Source organism: Glutamicibacter sp. BS14 (genome assembly GCF_056934375.1).
In genome coordinates, this window is record NZ_CM167801.1 from 1,275,515 (window position 1) to 1,293,776 (window position 18,262).

Here is an 18,262-nt window from a genome sequence, read left to right on the forward strand (position 1 = left end):
ATGAAATTGCTCGTAGGTTACACCGCGGACCAGCGCGGTGCCGAAGCCATCGAACTGGCCAGCGCCCTGGTGGCCGGTACCCGCGACGCGTCCTTGCGGATCGCCATCGTGCTGCCTGCCGCCACCCCGTTCAACGCGGTCTACCCCGGCGGGGACCATGGGTTCTCCTCCATCCTTTCCGACCAGGTGGACCGCTGGGCGGCGCAGGCCCTGGCCCTGGTGCCGGAAGGAATCGCCACCTCGGTGGTAGCCCGTTCCGTGCCCTCGGTGGCCGAGGGGCTCATTGGCCTGGGCGAGGAATTCGGGGCCCACGGGATCGTGCTGGGCGGCCGCAAGCGCCACCGCGCCGGATTCTTCAGCCCCGGGGCGATCGCCAATGCGCTGCTGCATTCCTCGCCGATGGCCGTGTTCATGTCCTCGCCGGCCTCCCTGGCCACGTTGCGCGCAGCCGGCGGGAAGATCACCAGGCTGACCGCATTCGTGGGGGACCGCCCGGGGGCACGGGAAGTCATCGGCCTCTCGGCGCGGATCGCCGCCGCCTGCGGACTGCCGCTGCGCGTGGCCACGCTGGTCTCCCATATGGATCTGGCTGACCCCCGGCTGGAGCTGGATGACCATCTGGCCCAAACCCGCAGCTACCTGCAGGAACTGACCGGTTCCCTGGGCCTGGAGGCGGTAGTCGAGGTGGTCTCCGGGCGCGGCCTGGACGAAGCGGCCGCCCAGCTGTCCTGGCAGGACGGGGACCTGGCACTGCTGGGATCGGCCCGGCTGGCCGCCCCGCGCCGATTGTTCATCGGCCCCAAGGCCCAGCGGATCCTGGGCCAGCTCAACGTCCCGATGGGCGTCGTCCCGACCCTCGAGGCTGCCAGCTAGAAGGCAGCGCATCATTCCTGCACGATCCTTGTTCCCCGGGCACTTGCCGTCGCGAAGCACGCGGACGGTGCCCATCTGACCCCTGACGGAAGGTGGCTCGGTACTTCTGGCCGACGCACTCACACCTCGCTAATTGTTTAAGGTAACCACCATGTCGCACGACTTGAGGCAGGCATCGCCGCCTGCACGCTCCGAGAGCGGACTGCACGAAAAAGGACTGTCCAAGGGCACCGTTGGCGTTCTGGGGCTTGTCGTTATCGGCATCTCCTGCATCGCCCCGGCCTACACCCTCACCGCAGGCCTCGGCGCCACGGTGGCCGAAGTCGGCACCAGCCTGCCTGCGATCCTGCTGGCCGGATTCCTGCCGATGCTGCTGGTGGCCTTGGGCTACCGCGAGCTGAACAGCGCCATGCCCGATTCGGGCACCTCCTTCACCTGGGCGACGCGTGCCTTCGGCCCGATGATCGGCTGGATGGGAGGCTGGGGCCTGATCGCTGCGACGGTGATTGTGCTCTCCAACCTGGCGGCAGTGGCCGTGGACTTCTTCTATATCCTGATTGCCCAGCTCACCGGCCAGCCGTGGATTGCGGAGCTGACCGGCAACCTGTGGGTCAACATCCCCACCACGCTGGTGTTCATTGCGGTGGCCGCCTGGATCTCCTACCGGGGCATGAACGCCACGAAGGTCTTCCAGTACGTGCTGGTCGGGTTCCAGGTGGCGGTGCTGCTGCTCTTCGCGGTCATGGCCCTGACCTCCAGCCAGCCCAATGATCCGACACCCATCACCTGGCAGATGTTCAATCCGGCCGGCATCGATACCTTCTCGGCCTTCGCCGCGGGCATCTCGCTGTCCATCTTCGTTTTCTGGGGCTGGGATGTCACCCTGACCATGAACGAGGAAACCACCGATCCGAAGAAGGTCCCCGGACGCGGTGCCACCTGGACGGTGCTGGTGATCATCGCGTTGTACCTGGCCGTATCCCTCGGGGTGATCTACTGGGCCGGGGTGGGCACCACGGGCCTGGGCGCAGGCAACCCGGAGAACCAGGAATCAATTTTCGCGGTGCTTTCCGGTCCGGTCATGGGCCCGCTGGCGATGCTGATGTCCTTGGCCATCTTGTCCTCCTCCGCGGCCTCGCTGCAATCCACCATGGTTTCGCCGGCACGCACCTTGCTGGCCATGGGCTACTACAAGGCGCTGCCCTCCAGCTTCGCGAAGATCTCCGCGCGCTTCATGTCCCCGTCGGTGGCGACTTTCGCCTCCGCTGCTGCCGCTGCCGTGTTCTACGTGGTCACCAGGCTGCTCTCGGAGAACGCATTGTGGGACACGATCACGGCGCTGGGCCTGATGATCTGCTTCTACTACGGGCTGACCGCCTTGGCCTGCGTCTGGTACTTCCGCGGGGAACTGTTCGCCAATGCCAGGAACTTCTTCTGCAAGTTCTTGGCGCCGTTGGCAGGTGGCGTCGTCTTGCTGGTGATGTTCTTTGCCACCGCCATCGAATCCATGAATCCGGACTACGGTTCGGGCTCCAATATCGGGGGAGTGGGCATGGTGTTCATCCTCGGGGTCGGCGTGCTGCTGCTGGGCGTTGGCATCATGCTGTGGATGCGGGTGCGCCACCCGGCGTTCTTCAAGGGAGAAACCATCAAGACCTACAAGCTGCTGAAGTAGGACCGGCGCAACGAACCAGAAGGACCACTCGCGAACGAATCGCGGGTGGTCCTTCGTGTTCGGTGCCGCCGCCGCAGGAGCTATCTTGCCGCTAGTCGGCGGCGTCGGCCCGGGTCATGTGCTTGGCCACGCCGATGGCGGCCAGCACGGCGCCGAAGGGGATGAGCGCGCTCTGGATCAATGAATTAAGGAAAGCCAGCGGCGCGCTGCCCAAAGGGCTGCTTCCAAAACCGGAGTCGAAGCTCCACATCGCCAGGACTGGCAAGATGCTGCTGATGAGAACGCCTGCCAACACGATGACGACGCCGGATACAATCATCTTCTTATGTAGAGCAAGCAACGTTTTCTCCTATTGCCTTGGGCTGAGTATTTCCAACCGTAGCCAAATCCGCCACTTTTAGCTATAGCGGGAGTGCTGTTTGCTTTCGCCAAGGGCAGGTCTTTTCCTGCTTCGCAACCTTCTCGTCCAAAGGCCCCTAACCGGCGCGCAAATGGTTCAATAGGTTCATGGCTAACTCGGTACTTTTCATCTGCTCCCGCAATGCAGGCAAATCGCAAATGGCGGCCGCATTGATGGACTACATTTCTGAAGGGAAAGTTACCAGCTACTCGGCTGGAACGAACCCAGGTTCAGGCATCAACCACGAAGCGGTTGAATCGCTCTCGCAGGCCGGCGCGGACATGTCGCAGGGCACGCCCAAGGCCATCGACCCTCGCGTCGTCGAGCAAGTTGACCGCGTGGTAATCCTTGGCTCCGATGCGAATCCGCAATTCGATCCGTCCATCAAGACCGAACGCTGGGTCACCTACGAACCCAGTGAAGACGGCATCACCGGTGCCGAAAGAATGAACATGATCCGCGATGAAATTGCTGATCGCGTCCGTGAACTGTTCCACGAGTTGGAGCGGTAGAAATCACTGTTCGCATGACCACCCGAAAGGCAACTCCGTGGTGGCTTCCGGGCGTATGCCTTGTGCTCACTGGTTGGTGTGCCAACCAATACGTATCGCTGATCAATTGGTACCAGCAATTCCGCGCGCTCAGTGAGTTCGAGGCCATGCTGGTCATGGGCAGCTACCTGGCGGGCATGATCCCGGCGTTGGCTTTCGGCGGCCCGCTGGCGGACAAGTTCGGGCGCAAGCCATTTTCGCTGCTTGCCCTGGCCTGCTCCATTCTGGGATCCCTCGGGCTCATCTTCGGATCGGTTCACGAGTCCGGTCTCTATGCGGGACGCATCCTGACCGGCTTGGGCATGGGCCTGGCCATGGTTGCCATCACCAGCTGGGTGAAGCTGCTTAGCCCGGGAGCTGCCGGCGCTACTCGTGCCGCGCTGTGCACGTCCTTGGGCTTCGCGCTGGGACCGGTCATTTCAGGGGCAATTGTCGGGACCAGCGGCAGCCCGGAACTGGCATACATTGTTCATGCCGCCGCGGCGCTTTCCTGGTTGCTGTTGATGTTCACCGCCCGAGAAGACCGAGTCACTGACCGGGCAGGGCATCACCTGGAGGCCGACGTGACGACTCCGGCAAACCTCCAGCGGTTCTACCGCATTGTCTTGCCCGCAGCCCCATGGGTCTTTGGCATGGCGGCAACAGGGTTTGCCGTGGTTCCGGCGCTGAGCAACGGCGCCGGTGAATCCAGCCTGTTCTACACCACCTTGGCAGTCGCGGTCACCATGGGCATGGGCACCTTGATCCAGCCATTCGTCAAGAGATTCAATGACTTGGGCAAGATCAAGCTGCTCATGGCTGGACTGGCTACCTCGCTGGCTGCACTGCTAATGATGATCGCAGTGTCGCTGAGCGGCTCAGAATTCTTGGGAATTATCGCATTCGCCATAGCCGGTTCGGCCAATGGCATTTTGCTGGTTGCCGGGCTAAGCCAGGTATTGGATCTTGCCGGCGGCGCCGACGTCGGCAAATTGACCGGCCGGTTCTACATGTGCTGTTTCATCGGGTTCAGCTTCCCGACATTCTTTGCACTGTGGCGCACGGTCGCTCATCCTGCTCTATTCATTGGCCTGCTTGCCGTGCTCTGCCTGCTATCCATGATGCAGGTGTACCGCTCGGCCAAGTATCTGCCCGCTGCCATTCTCGAAGAAGTTCCAAACAGGCCATAATGCCAAACGCCGCTGCCGGCCACCTTGCGGTGCCGGCAACGGCGTTTACGCATTGGACTCCAACATACTGGGAGCTAGTCCTGGCTCAGCTTCTTGAGCAGCTCGGTAGTGCGGAATGGGATGACATCGCGCAGGATCATCGAAGTGGAAGTGCGGGTTATGCCCGGGCAGAGGCGGATCTCTTCACTGACCCGGTACAGGTCATCCGGGTCAGTCGCGGCCACACGAATCAACAGGTCCGTGTCTCCCGCCGGCGCGACGCATTCCAGAACCTCGGGAATCTGGCGCAGTGCGGCGATGGCCTCATTCAAGCTGGCCTGGTTCAATTCAGCGCTAACGAAAGCGCTGACGCCACGGCCCATGGACGCAGGGAGGATTCGCGCGGTGTTCGGGCGCAACGCACCTGAATGGGCCAAGCGTTCCAAACGAGTCTGCACGGTGCCGCGGGCCAGGCCCAGCTGCTGCGCCAGCATCATGATCGGCACACGCGGATCCGCATCGAGTGCCAGAAGGATACGCCGGTCGGTTTCATCGAGCTGATACGTATCCGAATTCATGTGGTGGTCTCCTGAGACAGGTTGTGTTGCGCGTGCATAAGTACCAACCTAGATTTTAGTCAATATGACCAGTGAATCCCAAATGTGTTGCGCGGATTGGCCGATATTATTGCGTGCAAGTCGGCTACTGGGGTCAACAGGGCGAATGCTCGGGCGAAAAGCCATCTTTTATCCACAAAATAACCAGGCTGAGATCAAATGGGCGCTAATCACAGTAACCTGTTGATATGAGGTTTTTGCGGTTGGAAGACGTGGCAGAGGAACTGAATGTGAAGCTGCCCCAGGTCCGCGCTTTGGTGAAAAGCGGCGAGCTGCCGGCCATCCAAATTGGCGGGCGGGGCATGTGGCGCGTGGAACGCGTTGCACTGGAGAACTATATCCAAGAACGCTATGCGCAGGCCCGCGACGATATCGCGAACGAATCCCAGAGCTGAATGCGGTGCCCTTGGCTGTTCCCGAGTCCATCGGGAACAGCCACAGCCTAGTCCAGCTCGATAGCCCGTTCTGCAAAGATCCGCAATGCGTCGCGAACCAGCTCCGCGTATCCGCCGTAGTTCTTTGCAAACCGCGGATCAGCGACATACATCTCGCCGAGATTGCAGATATATGCCTTGTGCTGTGCCGGATCGCCGGAATCCAGCGGGGTGCCCTTGGCGCTCTGGAGCCAGCGCACATGTCGAGCCGCTAATTCCTGGGCTTCGAAGCTGTCCGCTGGGACGGAATTCTTGCCCGCCATAATCCAATCCTGATTGAGCATTTTCACCTCTTCCATGAATGCGTTTTGCTGGTCCCCGGTTTTGGAACGCCACCAGCGATTCGATGCTTCATACGCGTCGGCGCCCCAGCGTTCGGCGACCTCTTGCTTGTACTGCTCGTTGAAGCCGTCAAAGCTCTTTTCCGGTTCCATGTTTCCTCCTGTCGTTAGTGTTGAAATGCTGTGCTCCAAGGCCGCGATCTGCCGGTCCAGCGCCGCACGCTGCCTATGGAGCTGTTCCTTATGTGTGCTCAGCCCGGCCAGTTCATCGCGTTGCTCGTCCAGGATTTCAGCGATGGTCTCCAGCTTGATGCCCAGCTGCTTGAGCAGGAGAATCTGCTGGAGCCGGACCAGCTGCCCGTCGGTGTAGAACCGGTAGCCGTTGGCGGACACGTAGTCAGGTTTCAGCAAGCCGATCTGGTCGTAGTGCCGCAAGGTACGGCTGCTGATGCCAGCGGATTTTGAGACATGCGCAATCGAGTGGTGAACTGCCGGCTCGTGGCTAGTTGAATCCTTCATGGCTACCACGCTAATGGTTGACGCAACGTCAAGGTCAATAGTCCCAGCCGCATTTCCTGATCAAAATTTGTGATTCAGATCTCACGGCAAAATGGCGAATAATAACGGAATATTCCTTGCATGATTGATCATATTGACTAGTTGTTAGCATGCCTGTTGCACAGTGTGATCTATGTGTAGTTCACTGTTGGTAGATGAAGTTGAACAGGTTACCGCCGAAATCAACGAGGACCGCCTGATGACGTAAACCATCTGCATTTACGGGATCAAGGAGCCCTGGCCACCCACGCCAAGGCAAGGTAGAAGACATAGTCCAGATGGCTCGCGGGCATTCCAGTTGGGTGGAATGCCCACGGGCCATCTGGCATTTCTGCCAAAATCGCTGACGTTCGAATCACAAGCTCCGAGCGAGTTGGAGGAAACGCCTGCCGGCATTCGCGATGCTTCGCTCTGGCTCTGGAACAATGAGCGCGTAGGTACACCGAGGAGTAAGAGTGGGTTCAATGAGGCGCGTCTGGCAAAACTGGTGGATGCAATTGGTCGCCGGATTGCTGATCACTGCGATCGTGGTGTTGCCGTGGTTATGGATCGGTCAGGAAGACCGCTCAATTCTCCCGCATGCCAGCGACGACGCCCAAGGGCTACTGGTGATTTTCTCCGTGATCACCCTCTGGGGCAGCTGGTTTGCCCGACGCATTGGATATAGCCGCACCGGCTTTGCCATCGTGACTGCCGTGGGCATGGTCCTGGGACTCTTGGGCCTGGGGTTCCAAGGACTCCACGCATTCGAACCGGGGCTCTTGGACGGGGAACTCTCCCCAGGTTCGATTCGCCATCTTTGGGTTTTCGGTGGCCTGCTGCTGGTCAGCCAAGCCTGGTATTTCCTGGCCACTAAATTGCGGCTGCCCATAGCGGTGCTCTTCTATGCAACGCTCACTGTGGGCGTGAGCTATTGGCTGCAGATCATCGCATCGCTCGTTGCGGGCGCCCAGTCGTACTACGTTTACCTTTGGTATTCCGGGCCGCTGATCCTCGGCCTCATTTTGGGATTCGTCGGGTTCTCGAGGATCATGAACTTGCTGATGTGGGTTTTCGCATTGGCTATCCAATGGATGATGCCGGCAGTCGTGGAAAGCGCGGCCAGAGTTATTGGATCGAAGACCACTGGCTGGAAGACCGTCGGCTCCTTCTGGGAACAATTCACCGGAAGTGTCCTGGAAATTCCGTGGCAGACTCCGCTGCTGGTCAGCTTGGCGACGGCCATGCTTACCAGTGTCATCTTGCTGATTGTTCGCAAGGTGCGGCGGCGCTAGGCAAGAGTCCAAGCCGCTAGTTAGCCGGTGCTGGCCAAATATCCGCAACGACGCGAACTGCACCCTGGAAGTTCATTGCTGCCAAGACAGCATCAAAGGCTTGCGGGCCATCCGTAATGGATTTCTAGGACAACGGCACCAGGCGCGCCCAGCTCCTCGTAGTTGGCAAGAGTGCGCGCCGGCAGGATCTCCGCTGGATCGTTGCCCGGAACAGCAGGGTCCACCACGATTTGCCGACAGCCTCATCGAGCAGCACGGTGCCCAGCCCATCGGTACGTACCGTGGGCTCGATGAACTGCACGCCCACTGGCGAAACGGTGGTGTTCGCGGAGGTGATTGGAATCAGCTTGCTGGTCAGCTTGCCGTTCCCCGAAGCACCAGTGCTCGGGCCCATAGGCCAGCAGTAAGCCAAGCATTGGAACATGGCGCAATGCCGCGCTGTGCACGCGGTGGAAGCCGGGGAGCAATCGGCTTCGCCAGTCGGGGCACTGCTAGTCCGCTCCGAGTATTTCAGGGCCACCACTCGCCATAGAATAAGACTATGACTGAACTGCGCGATCGCGACCCCGGAGAACTGGTCCAGCCCATCATCCTGCGAATCGACAAGGAGGATCCGTCGAGCGAGGACGAGGGTCTGTCAGCGGTGGCGCGAGCAGCTGTGATTGCCTATCTGCAAGATCCGCAGAACCCGGATTGGCAGCAGTGGGCTTCACAGGCCTACGCCAAATCGGTACGCCGGGCTAATCCCAAGATGTTCGCCAAGGTGCTGGAGATGTTCCCTGAGCAAATGGTCAGTGAAGTGGGCAAGGCCCGAGCCGTTGGCTTGCCTCCATTGCCGGCCGCGGACTTGCCGAAGCTGATTGCCAAGTTGCAGGTCTCCGGCACGCAGCTTCCAAAAGCGGAGGAAGTCCTGGATGCGCAGATCAGCATCGTGCTGAACAAATCCTTGGACATGTCCACAGGCAAGGCCGCGGCGCAGGCAGCGCACGCGCTGTTCGCCTGGCTGACAGAATCCCCAGCGGAAGAGGTCGAAGCGTGGCTCCACGCCCATGCTCCGGTGGGCATCAAGCACCTGCCGCGCAAGGAATTCGACCGCTTGTCGCGGCAGGCCGCTGGACCTGTCATCCAGGATGCCGGGCGAACTGAAATCGAACCCGGATCTGTCACCGCTTTCGTTATTTCCAAGGCACGCTAGAACCTTAGAATCCAAGCGCGGTGAAACCGCCATGCCTGTGTCATGATTTCCTTGGCGGTAACAGCAATTGTCACCACAGCGGATCGCTGTGCACTTCCGTGGGCCGCAGGAAACGGCAATATGCCCTTGCTCGAAAGCACTGACATTGAAATTCTCTAAACGTGTACTGGGCCTGCTGCTGGTCCTGATGCTGTCCTTCGGGACCGCAGCTGGCGCCAGCGCCTCAACGCAGGCTCCAGCCGGCCTGGCGCAACTCGCTGCCGCTCCTCCGGCAATTGCCAAGCAGACCACCACCAACCTGAATTTGCGCAAGTCGCCATCGGCCCGATCCGCGTCGCTGCTAGTCATTCCCAAAGGTGCCAAGCTCCTCGCGTCCAAGGGTTCATCGGGCTGGGTGCAAGCGACTTACATGAAGAAGACCGGCTGGGTCTCGGCCAAGTACCTGGCAACGCCGAAAGCGCCGGCGCCGGCAAAGCCCAAGACCTCAGCCGTGCGCTATCTGATTTCCTTCCAGCCGGTGCGCAAGAAGGCATCGGCGGCATCCGCGGCCTTGACCGGGGCCATGCGCAAAGCCGAGGTCCAGCGCCTGGGCGCAACCGGTTCCTGGAGCCGGATCAGAATCGGCAAGATCACCGGTTTCGTGCCCACCAGCCAGCTGTCTACCGCAATGCCCGCGCCGGTGTACCGGTATGCGAAAACCGCGCAAGTGCTGCGCAAGTCCGCCTCTGCCAAAGCGGCACGCGTTGCGGGTGTTCCAGCTGGAGCCAAAGTCGAGTGGCTGCGCACGTCAGGCTCGTGGACCTATGCCATTTCTGCCGGAAAACGCGGCTGGCTGCCGGCCGAGCAGCTGTCGTCGCAACCGGCAGCAACCCGGAAAACGATCGGGAACCGTTGGCTGATCAGCAGCAGCGTCCTGCGCCAGTCCAATCGCAGCTCATCTCCATCCCTTGGAAGCCTTGCGCCGGGTGAAAAAGTCGGCTTGTACGCAACCCGAGGTTCCTGGTCCCAGATCAAGTCCCAGCGCGGCACCGGCTGGGTGCCTAGCACTAGCCTGTCCAGCACCGCCTACAAGCCCGCCAACCCATCGGCTCGCTGGATCCTGGCTAATACCGCCCTGCGCGTCGGCGCTTCGGGCTCTGCCAAGTCCCTGGGGACCGTGCCAGCGGGGTCCAAGCTCACCCTGCACGGCACGTCGAATGGCTGGGCGCGAGTGAAGACTTCCAAGACGATGGGATGGGTTCCATCAAGCGTACTGGTGGCCAAGGCCTACACGCCGCTGAAGCAGGCCAAGCGCTGGACGACGGCTAATGTGCACCTGCGCTCCGGGTACTCCACCGGCCATAAATCACTGGCGGTCATCTCCAAGGGCCAGCAGGTCAGCGTCCTGGGAACGGCCAATGGCTGGACGCGAGTTGCCTCAACGCAGGGCACCGGATGGATCAGCAATGGCTATCTTGCTACTAGCAAACCGCAGGCGCCGCGACCGGCACCGGCACCGAAAGCCGAATACCGCTGGACCACAACCAACGTGAACCTCCGCGCCGGCGCGGGAATCAGCCACCAGAGCAAAGCCGTGCTGCCAGCGGGGCAGAAAGTCGCCTACCTGCGCAGCGATTCCGGATGGGCGCAAGTCGCCGCTCCCCAGGCCACCGGCTGGGTCAAGGAAAACTACCTTTCCAAAAATGAGCCGGGAACGTTGCAACCCGATGCGCAGCGCGTCATCGCTGCGTTGCAGGGGAAGACCGGCGATACTATCAGCGCCATTCATACCATTCGAAGCGGCTCTGCCGGGCACAGCTCCGGGAAGGCCGTGGACCTGATGATTCGCGACTACAAGAACAGGCAGCGGGTTACCCAGGGCAAGAAGCTGGCCCAGTTCCTGCTGGATAACCGCAGCCAGCTGGGTATCTATTACCTGATCTGGCAAGACCGGATTTGGCTTCCCACGACAGGCTGGACGCCGTATTCCGGATCAGGAAAGTACGGAAACCAGTTCACCGGCAATTGGAATGACACCACGATGCATATGGATCACATCCATGTGGAGGTCTACGGCAACTCGGCCACGGGAGGTCCGCTGGACTACGGGGCGCTGCGAACCCGCTAATCTGCTGCTGTCTGGTGTTTCAGACGAAGATGCGCAGGGGGCATGGCGTACTCGCGGTGTCTCTGGTCAGCTGGAACCATGGAGAATTTTAAGCCGGAATTGGCTGTTGACCGGGCAGCGGCTACGTGGAGCGGGCGCAATGACGGTGCCGGCGAGCAGCACCTGAGATGGCATCAGCAAATCAACCGCAAGGCTGCCGGCCAGTCCGGCGGGCGGGGACCGGCAGCGCTGCTCGGTTTCGCTTCGGATGCCGGCGTGCTGCGCAACGAGGGCCGGGCCGGAGCGGCGCAAGGACCGCAGGCGCTGCGTGCCGCCTTGGGCTCCCTGGCTATCCACGAGCCACGGCTCCTGATTGATGCTGGTGAGGTCGCGGTCTCTGGCGATGAGCTTGAATCAGGGCAGGAGCGGCTGGCGCAGTCGGTGAGCGCTTTGCTCGGAGGAGGGATGCTTCCAATAGTGCTCGGCGGCGGCCATGAAACGGCTTACGGTTCGTTCAACGGGCTTTTCCGGCATTGCAGCCAAGAGCCTGGAACCCGGCTGGGCATCTTGAATCTGGATGCGCATTTCGATCTGCGCAGTGCTCCGCGGCGGAGCAGCGGCACCCCTTTCCTGGATATTGCCAAGGACCTGCAGGCGGCGGGACAAGATTTCAACTATGCCGTGGTGGGCATCAGCAAACCGAACAATACCCGGGTCCTCTTCGAGCGGGCCCGCGCCCTGGAAGTGCGCTACCTGCTTGACGAGCAGTGCACTGCCGGGCAGCTGCCTTCCGTCCTGGCGTTCGTTGCCGACTTCATGGAGAGCGTAGACAAGCTGTACCTGACCATTGACCTGGATGTGCTTCCTGCCTCGGTCGCCCCCGGGGTCAGCGCCCCTGCCGGATTCGGGGTGCCGCTGGAAATAATCCACGGGGTCTGCGCGATGTTGGCGCGCAGTGCCAAGTTGGCGCTGGTCGATGTTGTGGAGTTGAACCCATCATTGGATATCGACGGAAGAACGGCACGCACCGCAGCCAGGCTGGTCAATACCCTGCTGGGGGTCTGAAGCAGGAGGCCGCACCGAAATCTGCCGACGCGAACTTGCAATGTTCGACCCCTCAAACATTATGATTGAGGGGGACGAACTAATCGTCATGGCGAGATTTGGAATGGTGTGCAATGGTGCGAACCCTCAAGCCCCGATCACGTGCGGGGCAGCGCGCAGGCTGGCTAGCCGCTGGCTTGGCATGCCTGTTCGCGCTCGCTGGATGCGGCGGTAGCCAAAGTGCCGTGCCCGCCGACAGCCAAGACCACCGGCCGGTGGTGCTGACAACCTTCACGGTCCTGCAGGACATCGCCCAGAATGTCGCAGGTGATCACCTGCGCGTTGAATCAATTACCCGTCTTGGTGCGGAGATCCACGGTTACGAACCTACCCCTGATGATCTGCGCCGGGCATCGCATGCGGACCTGATTCTCGATAACGGTCTGAACCTCGAAGCCTGGTTCCAGCAATTCGTCGAAGGCAACGACGCTCCGCATGCCACCGTCAGCCAGGGGATCGAGGCCATCGATATCGTCCAGGAAGAAGGTGCGGGAAAGCCCAATCCGCATGCGTGGATGAGCCCATTGAACGTGAAAATCTACGTGGACCGCATGGCAGATGCATTTACCGAACTGGACCCGGCCCATGCGCGCGACTACCGGGACAACGCCAAGGCCTACCAAGCCGAACTGCAAAAGGTCCACGACGAGCTCGAAGCGGCACTGGCAGAGATCCCCGAACGCCAGCGGGTACTGGTGACCTGCGAAGGGGCCTTCAGTTATCTGGCCCGGGATACCGCCATGGCCGAAAAGTATCTCTGGGCCGTCAACGCGGAATCGCAGGCTACGCCGCGCAAGGTCGCCGCGGCGATTGACTATGTCAGGGAAAACGATGTTCCTTCGGTCTTCTGCGAATCCACGGTCTCCGATGCGGCCATGCAACGAGTCGTCGAATCCACCGATGCCTCCTATGGCGGAACGCTCTATGTGGACTCGCTCTCCGAACCTGGCGGTCCGGTACCCAGCTACCTGGACCTGATCTCGCATGACACCAGAACCATCGCCCGTGCCTTGAAAGGCGGAACACCATGAACGCGAAGCCCAGCGATGCCCTCGCAATTGATGTCTCGGCCGCGACCGTCCACTACGGCCCCGTGCTGGCCCTGGACCATGCCTCCTTGCAGTTGGGCCGCGGTCGGGTCTGCGGCCTGGTCGGGATGAACGGCTCGGGCAAATCCACGCTGTTCAAAACCATCATGGGGCAGATCAAGCCCGACACCGGCAGCGTGCGCATCAACGGCACCGACCCGCTGCAAGCTCGGAAAAGCGGGCAGCTTGCCTACGTGCCGCAAAGCGAAGCCGTGGATTGGAACTTCCCGATCTCGGTGCGTGAAGTGGTGATGACCGGGCGCTACGGGCAAATGGGATGGACCAGGAGAGCCAGGAAGAGGGACCACGCCGCCGTGGATGAAGCCCTCGAACGGGTGGAGCTGGCCAGTTTTGCCAACCGGCAAATCGGCCAGCTCTCCGGAGGCCAGAAAAAGCGTGCCTTCGTCGCCCGATGCATTGCCCAGGGCGCCAATATCATGCTGCTCGATGAGCCTTTCGCAGGCGTGGATAAACGCAGCGAAGCAACGATCACCAAGCTGTTGCGCGGAGTTGCTGATGAAGGCGGCAGCGTGCTGATTTCCACCCACGACCTGCACGCGCTTCCGGAACTTGCCGATGAAGCGGTGCTCCTGATGCGCAAGGTGCTGATGCATGGCCATCCGGATCTCGTGCTGCAGGCAGAAAACCTGGCCCTGGCCTTCGGGCTGGATCCCATGAAGCGAGGCGGGGAATGAACCTCATTGAATTGCTAGCTGAGCCGCTGGGCTACACCTTCATGGTGCGCGCCCTGCTGGTTACGATCATCGCCGCCGTACTGTGCGCGGTCCTGTCCTGCTGGCTGGTCCTCATTGGCTGGTCGCTGATGGGCGATGCAGTCTCGCATGCGGTCTTGCCCGGAGTCGTGCTGGCCTACATCGTGGGTGCTCCCTTTGCCCTGGGTGCCCTGGTCTTCGGATTCCTCGCGGTGGCCCTGATCGGGGGAGTCCGCGACACCACCAAGCTCAAGGAAGATGCTGCCATTGGCATCGTCTTCACCACGCTCTTCTCCATCGGGCTGGTGCTGGTCTCGGTCACGCCGAGCCATGTGGATCTGAACCACATCATCTTCGGCAATTTGCTGGGCGTCTCGGCCAATGACCTGTGGCGGGTCCTGGTGCTTGGCGCGATCACCTTCGCCATCCTGATTCTCAAGCGCAAGGACTTCACCCTCTATGCCTTTGACCAAACGCACGCACATGCCTTGGGGATGAGCCCGCGGATCATCGGCGCGGTGCTCCTGGGGCTATTGGCCATGACCTCTGTTGTGGCTTTGCAGGCGGTGGGCGTCATCCTGGTAGTTGCCATGCTGATCATCCCCGGCGCCACGGCCTACCTGTTGACCGATCGATTCGGGAAGATGCTCCTGATCGCACCGATCCTCGCAGCCTGTGCAGGAATCCTGGGTGTCTACATGAGCTATTACCTCGATGCATCAACCGGCGGAATGGTGGTTCTGGCCCAGGCGGCGATTTTTGGAATTGCCTATCTGTTCAGTCCGAAGCAAGGACTCATTGCCACCCGGCTGGCCAGCAAGGGGCGGCGCAAGGCGCTTGCGGCGAACACGTAGAAGGCGGTGGCAAGTTTCCCGCAGCTGAAAGGAAAATGGCGTGTGAGACGTGCGCTCGCCGGCGACAGCTGATGGGCAATGGATGCACGCATCAGCGAATCAGCGTACTTCCCATGGCCGGCAACGCTGCGGCAGGTCCTCTCGATTCATGGCTGGATCCGGATCCGGGCGATCCGGCGCATGGCTTGAACCTCCACCCGACCACCCTGCTAACTGGAAGGGCGCTGCCCTGCGCTGCGCCCGGATGGGCAGCTGAATCAGTTGGCTCGATCGGGACCTGCAAGCGGCATTAGGCGCGCCAGCGCAGTTTGCCCTTGGCGTCGGTCTTGCAGGTGTAGAGCTTGCCGGCCTTGGACTTGCCGCGCTTTCCCTTGTCTGCCTGCTTGCAGTAAGCGCCCGGATGCACGGTGCCCTTGACCACGGAAGGAGCCTTGTGCACGTCCTTCTTCGGTGATGCCTTGGGCTTGGAACCGGCAGGCTTGATCGTGGTGACTTTCGCGGCCTTCTGGTTGCGGCAGCTCTTGAGCACTTTGGCCATGGCCTGCTTTTCGGCTTTGGTGACCGACAGCGCGTACTTCTTCTTGACGCTGATCTGGGTGGCTACGTACTGGCATCGGAAGGACTTGTTCTTGGGGAGCCATTCAGCTGTGTTCTTATCGCCCTTTTGGCGATTGGCAGAGGCATCAGCGGCCATCAAATTCAGCGGGTCGTTAGCCAGAGCCTGGCGCTGGGCCTGGGAAAGCTTCTGGCCGCCGGAGATCCACGCGTTCTTCAGGGAAACCACGTGGTCAATGTCGACGCTGCCTGACTTGACCTTCCAGTTGATCCTCTTGCCGGTGTAGCTGTCATGCAACGTGCCCGAAGCTAGGGTGCACTTCTTGCGGTCCTTGAACTTCACCTTGGACATGTCCCGGGACAAGGTGTCTTGGCGTTCATCGCATTTGTCCTTGTCGAAGTCCTTCCACCCATTGCCGAACTTCTTGTTCCGGTTGTACCCAGTGGCGGCCGCCTTGCCCTTTACCGGCAGGGTCTTGAGCATTGCGGTGGCCTTGGGGCCCTTGAGCTTCGCCCCGGGAAGGACCTTCTTGCTGCTGGTGGCAGCCCGTTCAACCAGCAATGGCCGATCTGTTGCCAGCAGGTCTTCAACCGGTGCGGGATCCATCCCGGTAAGTGCCGAAGGTTCTGCCGGTGCGCTGCATCCAGCGAGCACCAAAACTGCAGCGCAGAGCGCAGCAATGAGTTTTCTTGGCAAGGTGATGTCTTTCAAGAGAGTGTGAGCGCAGGAGTTCGCCAAGAATGCTGCAATGTACCCCCATGTAAAACTTGTACATTGCAGTATCCCTGGTTGATCATCACTTTAGACTATTGGCCGGACAATCAGCACCCTGGGTGCAGGGACGCGTCGATGCCACGGGCCTTCCGCTTGCCGTTGACCAGGACCTGGAAAGGCTATTCAGGGGAGAAGGGAGACCCATGCGGCCGCGGCTGCACGCGAACCCAAGCGCAGGGTTTCGCCAGTTGAGCAGACCTGGACATTCACTGTCTCGGAGAATTGCTCGCCAGCGGTAATGCGCAGTTGCGCGCCGACAACGATCCGATGATCGGAGAAATACTGCAGCAGCTGCGAATCGTCATCGGCGATGCGTTCGACAACCACCTGGGCGTCATCGCTGGCTTCGCTCAGGTTGAACGCCTGCGGGATGGAAATGCGGCCTTCGGCCGTCGGGATGGGGTCGCCATGCGGGTCGCGGGTGGGGTGCTCCAGCAAGCTGTCGATGCGCTCGATCATGAAATCGGATACCGCATGCTCCAGGCTCTCGGCCTCGTCATGCACCTGGTCCCAGCGGTAGCCCAGCATCTGCACCAGGAAAGTTTCGATCAGGCGATGGCGGCGCACCATGGTCACCGCATACTCGCGTCCCAGTTCGGTCAGCGTTACGGCGCCATAGGGCGCATGGTCGAGCAGGCCCTGCTGGCGCAATTTGCCCAGGGCGCCGGAAACCGTGGAGAGCTTCATGCCTGATTTGCTGGCGATGATGCTGGCGGTTACCGGATCGCTCGACCACTCGTTGAGACCGAAGATGATCTTGAGATAGTTCTGGGCGCTATCTGAAAGCTGGTTGACCGACACAAGCACCATCTTAGCGACCATCGGGCCAGCTGGTCGCGAGGTGACTTTGATTATTGGGCAATTCGGGCTGGAGACCTCTGACAACTGAAAGCGGCTAGTCACGAGCCTAAAAATTCTGCTCCACGGATAAGGATTATCCGAGGCCCAGGGGCAGCGTATTGACTTAAATTTCTTTGTGCGGAAAACTGTGTAATCGATTCCATGGAATCGATTACACGTAAGCAAAGGGGCTTATCGACATGAACGCTGTCACCATCAAGGATGTGGCACTTGCAGCCGGAGTATCTTCCGCGACTGCCTCGCGCGTTCTATCCGGCCACCCCGCCACTTCGGCCGCTTCCCGCGAAAAAGTGGAAGCTGTCGCCAAGGATTTGGGTTTCGTGCCCAATGCCCAGGCCCGCTCCCTGCGCTCCACCAAAACCGACACCATCGCGCTGCTGATATCCGATGTGCGCAACCCCTACTTCTCCGATCTCGCGCATGCCGTCGAGCAGCAGGCCCACGCCGCGGGAATGATGACCTTCATCGGCAATGCCAACGAGGACACCGAACAGCAGGACCAGTTCCTCGCCGCGATGCTTTCGCGCCGCGTTGACGGATTGATTCTCGTTCCCCAGGGCCTTGATGAAGACGCCGACCGGCCAAGCCAGATGATGCTGCGCATCATTGCCTCGGGCACTCCGCTGGTTTTCGTCGACCGCACCCTGCCCGAGCTTCGCATCCCATCCATCACCGCCTCCAGCACCGGCGCCCTGGAAGAAGCCATCGCGCGGCTGAAGGCGCTGGGCCACGCCAAAATCGCTTTCTTGGGCGGCCCGGACCACGCTTCCACCGCCCGCGAACGCCACAGCGCCTTCGACTCGGCGATGGCCGCCAACGGCCTGGATACCGATCCTGCCCTGCACTTTGCCGGCGACTTCCGCGCCGCCTCGGGTGCCGAAGGCGCCCGCTGGCTGCTGGGCCATGAACTGCAGCCCACCGCGGTGGTCATCGCCGATGCGCCGATGGCCATCGGCGCACTGACCGTGTGGCGCGAAGCCGGCATCCGGATCGGGAAGCAGCTCTCGGTGATCACCTTCGACGAGGTGGATGCAATGCTCATGCACGATCCGCCGATCGCCACGATCAGCCACGACCTGACCAGCATGGGCCGCGCCGCGGTCACCGCGCTCCAGGACGTCATGGCGGGCAAGAGCCCCGAGCCCCAAGAATTCATCAGCCGATTCACCGCGCGTGAGTCGCTGGCCCCAACGCAACCCGCCACCGGCGCATAGGCGAGG

The 18,262-nt window shown here is 61.0% G+C and carries 19 protein-coding genes; 13 read left to right on the forward strand and 6 right to left on the reverse strand.

What is annotated here, in order from left to right; genetic code table 11:
* Both AC1Z36_RS06050 and AC1Z36_RS06055 read left to right on the forward strand, forming a co-directional pair.
* The gene (locus AC1Z36_RS06050) at positions 1–873 is read left to right on the forward strand and encodes a universal stress protein (protein WP_105661970.1); all 873 of its coding nucleotides are present in this window, start codon (positions 1–3) and stop codon (positions 871–873) included.
* Positions 874–1,024: 151 nt separating this feature from the next.
* Positions 1,025–2,548, forward strand: coding sequence for an APC family permease (locus tag AC1Z36_RS06055; protein WP_105656313.1), 1,524 nt, complete (start codon positions 1,025–1,027; stop codon positions 2,546–2,548).
* A 91-nt stretch (positions 2,549–2,639) separates the two neighbouring features.
* On the opposite strand, the gene AC1Z36_RS06060 is transcribed toward AC1Z36_RS06055, so the two are convergent.
* Positions 2,640–2,888 carry a hypothetical protein gene (locus AC1Z36_RS06060; RefSeq protein ID WP_483561814.1) on the reverse strand — a complete coding sequence of 83 codons (249 nt, stop codon included), beginning with the start codon at positions 2,886–2,888 and terminating at the stop codon, positions 2,640–2,642.
* Positions 2,889–3,055: 167 nt separating this feature from the next.
* On the opposite strand from AC1Z36_RS06060, the gene AC1Z36_RS06065 reads away from it, so the two are divergent.
* Complete coding sequence (locus tag AC1Z36_RS06065; RefSeq protein ID WP_105656315.1) at positions 3,056–3,460, forward strand: arsenate-mycothiol transferase ArsC; 405 nt, start codon at positions 3,056–3,058, stop codon at positions 3,458–3,460.
* 14 nt (positions 3,461–3,474) lie between these two features.
* On the forward strand, positions 3,475–4,668 hold the full coding sequence (locus tag AC1Z36_RS06070) for an MFS transporter (protein WP_105661967.1): 1,194 nt from the start codon (positions 3,475–3,477) through the stop codon (positions 4,666–4,668).
* 74 nt (positions 4,669–4,742) lie between these two features.
* On the opposite strand, the gene AC1Z36_RS06075 is transcribed toward AC1Z36_RS06070, so the two are convergent.
* The gene (locus AC1Z36_RS06075; RefSeq protein ID WP_105656317.1) at positions 4,743–5,225 is read right to left on the reverse strand and encodes an Lrp/AsnC family transcriptional regulator; all 483 of its coding nucleotides are present in this window, start codon (positions 5,223–5,225) and stop codon (positions 4,743–4,745) included.
* 227 nt (positions 5,226–5,452) lie between these two features.
* On the opposite strand from AC1Z36_RS06075, the gene AC1Z36_RS06080 reads away from it, so the two are divergent.
* Positions 5,453–5,659, forward strand: coding sequence for a helix-turn-helix domain-containing protein (locus tag AC1Z36_RS06080; RefSeq protein WP_105656318.1), 207 nt, complete (start codon positions 5,453–5,455; stop codon positions 5,657–5,659).
* Positions 5,660–5,706: 47 nt separating this feature from the next.
* On the opposite strand, the gene AC1Z36_RS06085 is transcribed toward AC1Z36_RS06080, so the two are convergent.
* Positions 5,707–6,498, reverse strand: a complete 792-nt coding sequence (locus AC1Z36_RS06085) for a MerR family transcriptional regulator (RefSeq protein WP_483561816.1) — start codon at positions 6,496–6,498, stop codon at positions 5,707–5,709.
* A gap of 494 nt (positions 6,499–6,992) precedes the next feature.
* On the opposite strand from AC1Z36_RS06085, the gene AC1Z36_RS06090 reads away from it, so the two are divergent.
* Positions 6,993–7,811 (forward strand): hypothetical protein, encoded by an 819-nt coding sequence (locus AC1Z36_RS06090; RefSeq protein ID WP_146112939.1) that lies wholly within the window; start codon positions 6,993–6,995, stop codon positions 7,809–7,811.
* 124 nt (positions 7,812–7,935) lie between these two features.
* Here the strand turns inward: AC1Z36_RS06090 and AC1Z36_RS06095 are convergent, their stop codons facing one another.
* Positions 7,936–8,205, reverse strand: a complete 270-nt coding sequence (locus tag AC1Z36_RS06095) for a hypothetical protein (RefSeq protein WP_105661964.1) — start codon at positions 8,203–8,205, stop codon at positions 7,936–7,938.
* Positions 8,206–8,352: 147 nt separating this feature from the next.
* Between AC1Z36_RS06095 and AC1Z36_RS06100 the strand changes: the two genes are divergently transcribed.
* The 6 genes from AC1Z36_RS06100 to AC1Z36_RS06125 all read left to right on the forward strand — a co-directional run bounded on the left by AC1Z36_RS06100 (position 8,353) and on the right by AC1Z36_RS06125 (position 14,851).
* On the forward strand, positions 8,353–9,006 hold the full coding sequence (locus AC1Z36_RS06100; protein ID WP_105661963.1) for a peptidyl-tRNA hydrolase: 654 nt from the start codon (positions 8,353–8,355) through the stop codon (positions 9,004–9,006).
* Between the two features lie 145 nt (positions 9,007–9,151).
* Entirely contained in the window at positions 9,152–11,113 is a 1,962-nt protein-coding gene (locus AC1Z36_RS06105) for an SH3 domain-containing protein (protein WP_483561817.1), read from the forward strand.
* A 78-nt stretch (positions 11,114–11,191) separates the two neighbouring features.
* Complete coding sequence (gene hutG, locus AC1Z36_RS06110; protein WP_483561818.1) at positions 11,192–12,157, forward strand: formimidoylglutamase; 966 nt, start codon at positions 11,192–11,194, stop codon at positions 12,155–12,157.
* A 113-nt stretch (positions 12,158–12,270) separates the two neighbouring features.
* A complete protein-coding gene (locus AC1Z36_RS06115; RefSeq protein WP_483561819.1) occupies positions 12,271–13,227 on the forward strand; it encodes a metal ABC transporter substrate-binding protein in 957 nt (318 codons plus the stop codon).
* Complete coding sequence (locus tag AC1Z36_RS06120; RefSeq protein WP_483561820.1) at positions 13,224–13,979, forward strand: metal ABC transporter ATP-binding protein; 756 nt, start codon at positions 13,224–13,226, stop codon at positions 13,977–13,979. The genes AC1Z36_RS06115 and AC1Z36_RS06120 overlap by 4 nt, the downstream gene beginning before the upstream one ends.
* The gene (locus AC1Z36_RS06125; RefSeq protein WP_483561821.1) at positions 13,976–14,851 is read left to right on the forward strand and encodes a metal ABC transporter permease; all 876 of its coding nucleotides are present in this window, start codon (positions 13,976–13,978) and stop codon (positions 14,849–14,851) included. The genes AC1Z36_RS06120 and AC1Z36_RS06125 overlap by 4 nt, the downstream gene beginning before the upstream one ends.
* A gap of 289 nt (positions 14,852–15,140) precedes the next feature.
* Here AC1Z36_RS06125 and AC1Z36_RS06130 read toward each other — a convergent pair whose 3' ends face one another.
* Positions 15,141–16,013: an HNH endonuclease family protein gene (locus tag AC1Z36_RS06130; RefSeq protein WP_286134624.1), complete on the reverse strand. Its 873-nt coding sequence runs from the start codon at positions 16,011–16,013 to the stop codon at positions 15,141–15,143.
* Positions 16,014–16,304: 291 nt separating this feature from the next.
* On the reverse strand, positions 16,305–16,982 hold the full coding sequence (locus tag AC1Z36_RS06135) for a metal-dependent transcriptional regulator (RefSeq protein ID WP_105662148.1): 678 nt from the start codon (positions 16,980–16,982) through the stop codon (positions 16,305–16,307).
* Positions 16,983–17,221: 239 nt separating this feature from the next.
* Between AC1Z36_RS06135 and AC1Z36_RS06140 the strand changes: the two genes are divergently transcribed.
* Positions 17,222–18,256, forward strand: coding sequence for a LacI family DNA-binding transcriptional regulator (locus AC1Z36_RS06140; RefSeq protein ID WP_483561822.1), 1,035 nt, complete (start codon positions 17,222–17,224; stop codon positions 18,254–18,256).
* Positions 18,257–18,262: the final 6 nt, after the last annotated feature.

Coding starts and splice junctions, on each gene's coding strand:
- AC1Z36_RS06125 (WP_483561821.1), top strand. CDS start 13,976: ATGAACCTCATTGAATTGCTAGCTGAGCCGCTGGGCTACACCTTCATG.
- AC1Z36_RS06080 (WP_105656318.1), top strand. CDS start 5,453: ATGAGGTTTTTGCGGTTGGAAGACGTGGCAGAGGAACTGAATGTGAAG.
- AC1Z36_RS06065 (WP_105656315.1), top strand. CDS start 3,056: ATGGCTAACTCGGTACTTTTCATCTGCTCCCGCAATGCAGGCAAATCG.
- AC1Z36_RS06140 (WP_483561822.1), top strand. CDS start 17,222: ATGAACGCTGTCACCATCAAGGATGTGGCACTTGCAGCCGGAGTATCT.
- hutG (WP_483561818.1), top strand. CDS start 11,192: ATGGAGAATTTTAAGCCGGAATTGGCTGTTGACCGGGCAGCGGCTACG.
- AC1Z36_RS06130 (WP_286134624.1), bottom strand. CDS start 16,013: ATGGATCCCGCACCGGTTGAAGACCTGCTGGCAACAGATCGGCCATTG.
- AC1Z36_RS06055 (WP_105656313.1), top strand. CDS start 1,025: ATGTCGCACGACTTGAGGCAGGCATCGCCGCCTGCACGCTCCGAGAGC.
- AC1Z36_RS06100 (WP_105661963.1), top strand. CDS start 8,353: ATGACTGAACTGCGCGATCGCGACCCCGGAGAACTGGTCCAGCCCATC.
- AC1Z36_RS06115 (WP_483561819.1), top strand. CDS start 12,271: ATGGTGCGAACCCTCAAGCCCCGATCACGTGCGGGGCAGCGCGCAGGC.
- AC1Z36_RS06075 (WP_105656317.1), bottom strand. CDS start 5,225: ATGAATTCGGATACGTATCAGCTCGATGAAACCGACCGGCGTATCCTT.
- AC1Z36_RS06095 (WP_105661964.1), bottom strand. CDS start 8,205: ATGGGCCCGAGCACTGGTGCTTCGGGGAACGGCAAGCTGACCAGCAAG.
- AC1Z36_RS06085 (WP_483561816.1), bottom strand. CDS start 6,498: ATGAAGGATTCAACTAGCCACGAGCCGGCAGTTCACCACTCGATTGCG.
- AC1Z36_RS06120 (WP_483561820.1), top strand. CDS start 13,224: ATGAACGCGAAGCCCAGCGATGCCCTCGCAATTGATGTCTCGGCCGCG.
- AC1Z36_RS06070 (WP_105661967.1), top strand. CDS start 3,475: ATGACCACCCGAAAGGCAACTCCGTGGTGGCTTCCGGGCGTATGCCTT.
- AC1Z36_RS06050 (WP_105661970.1), top strand. CDS start 1: ATGAAATTGCTCGTAGGTTACACCGCGGACCAGCGCGGTGCCGAAGCC.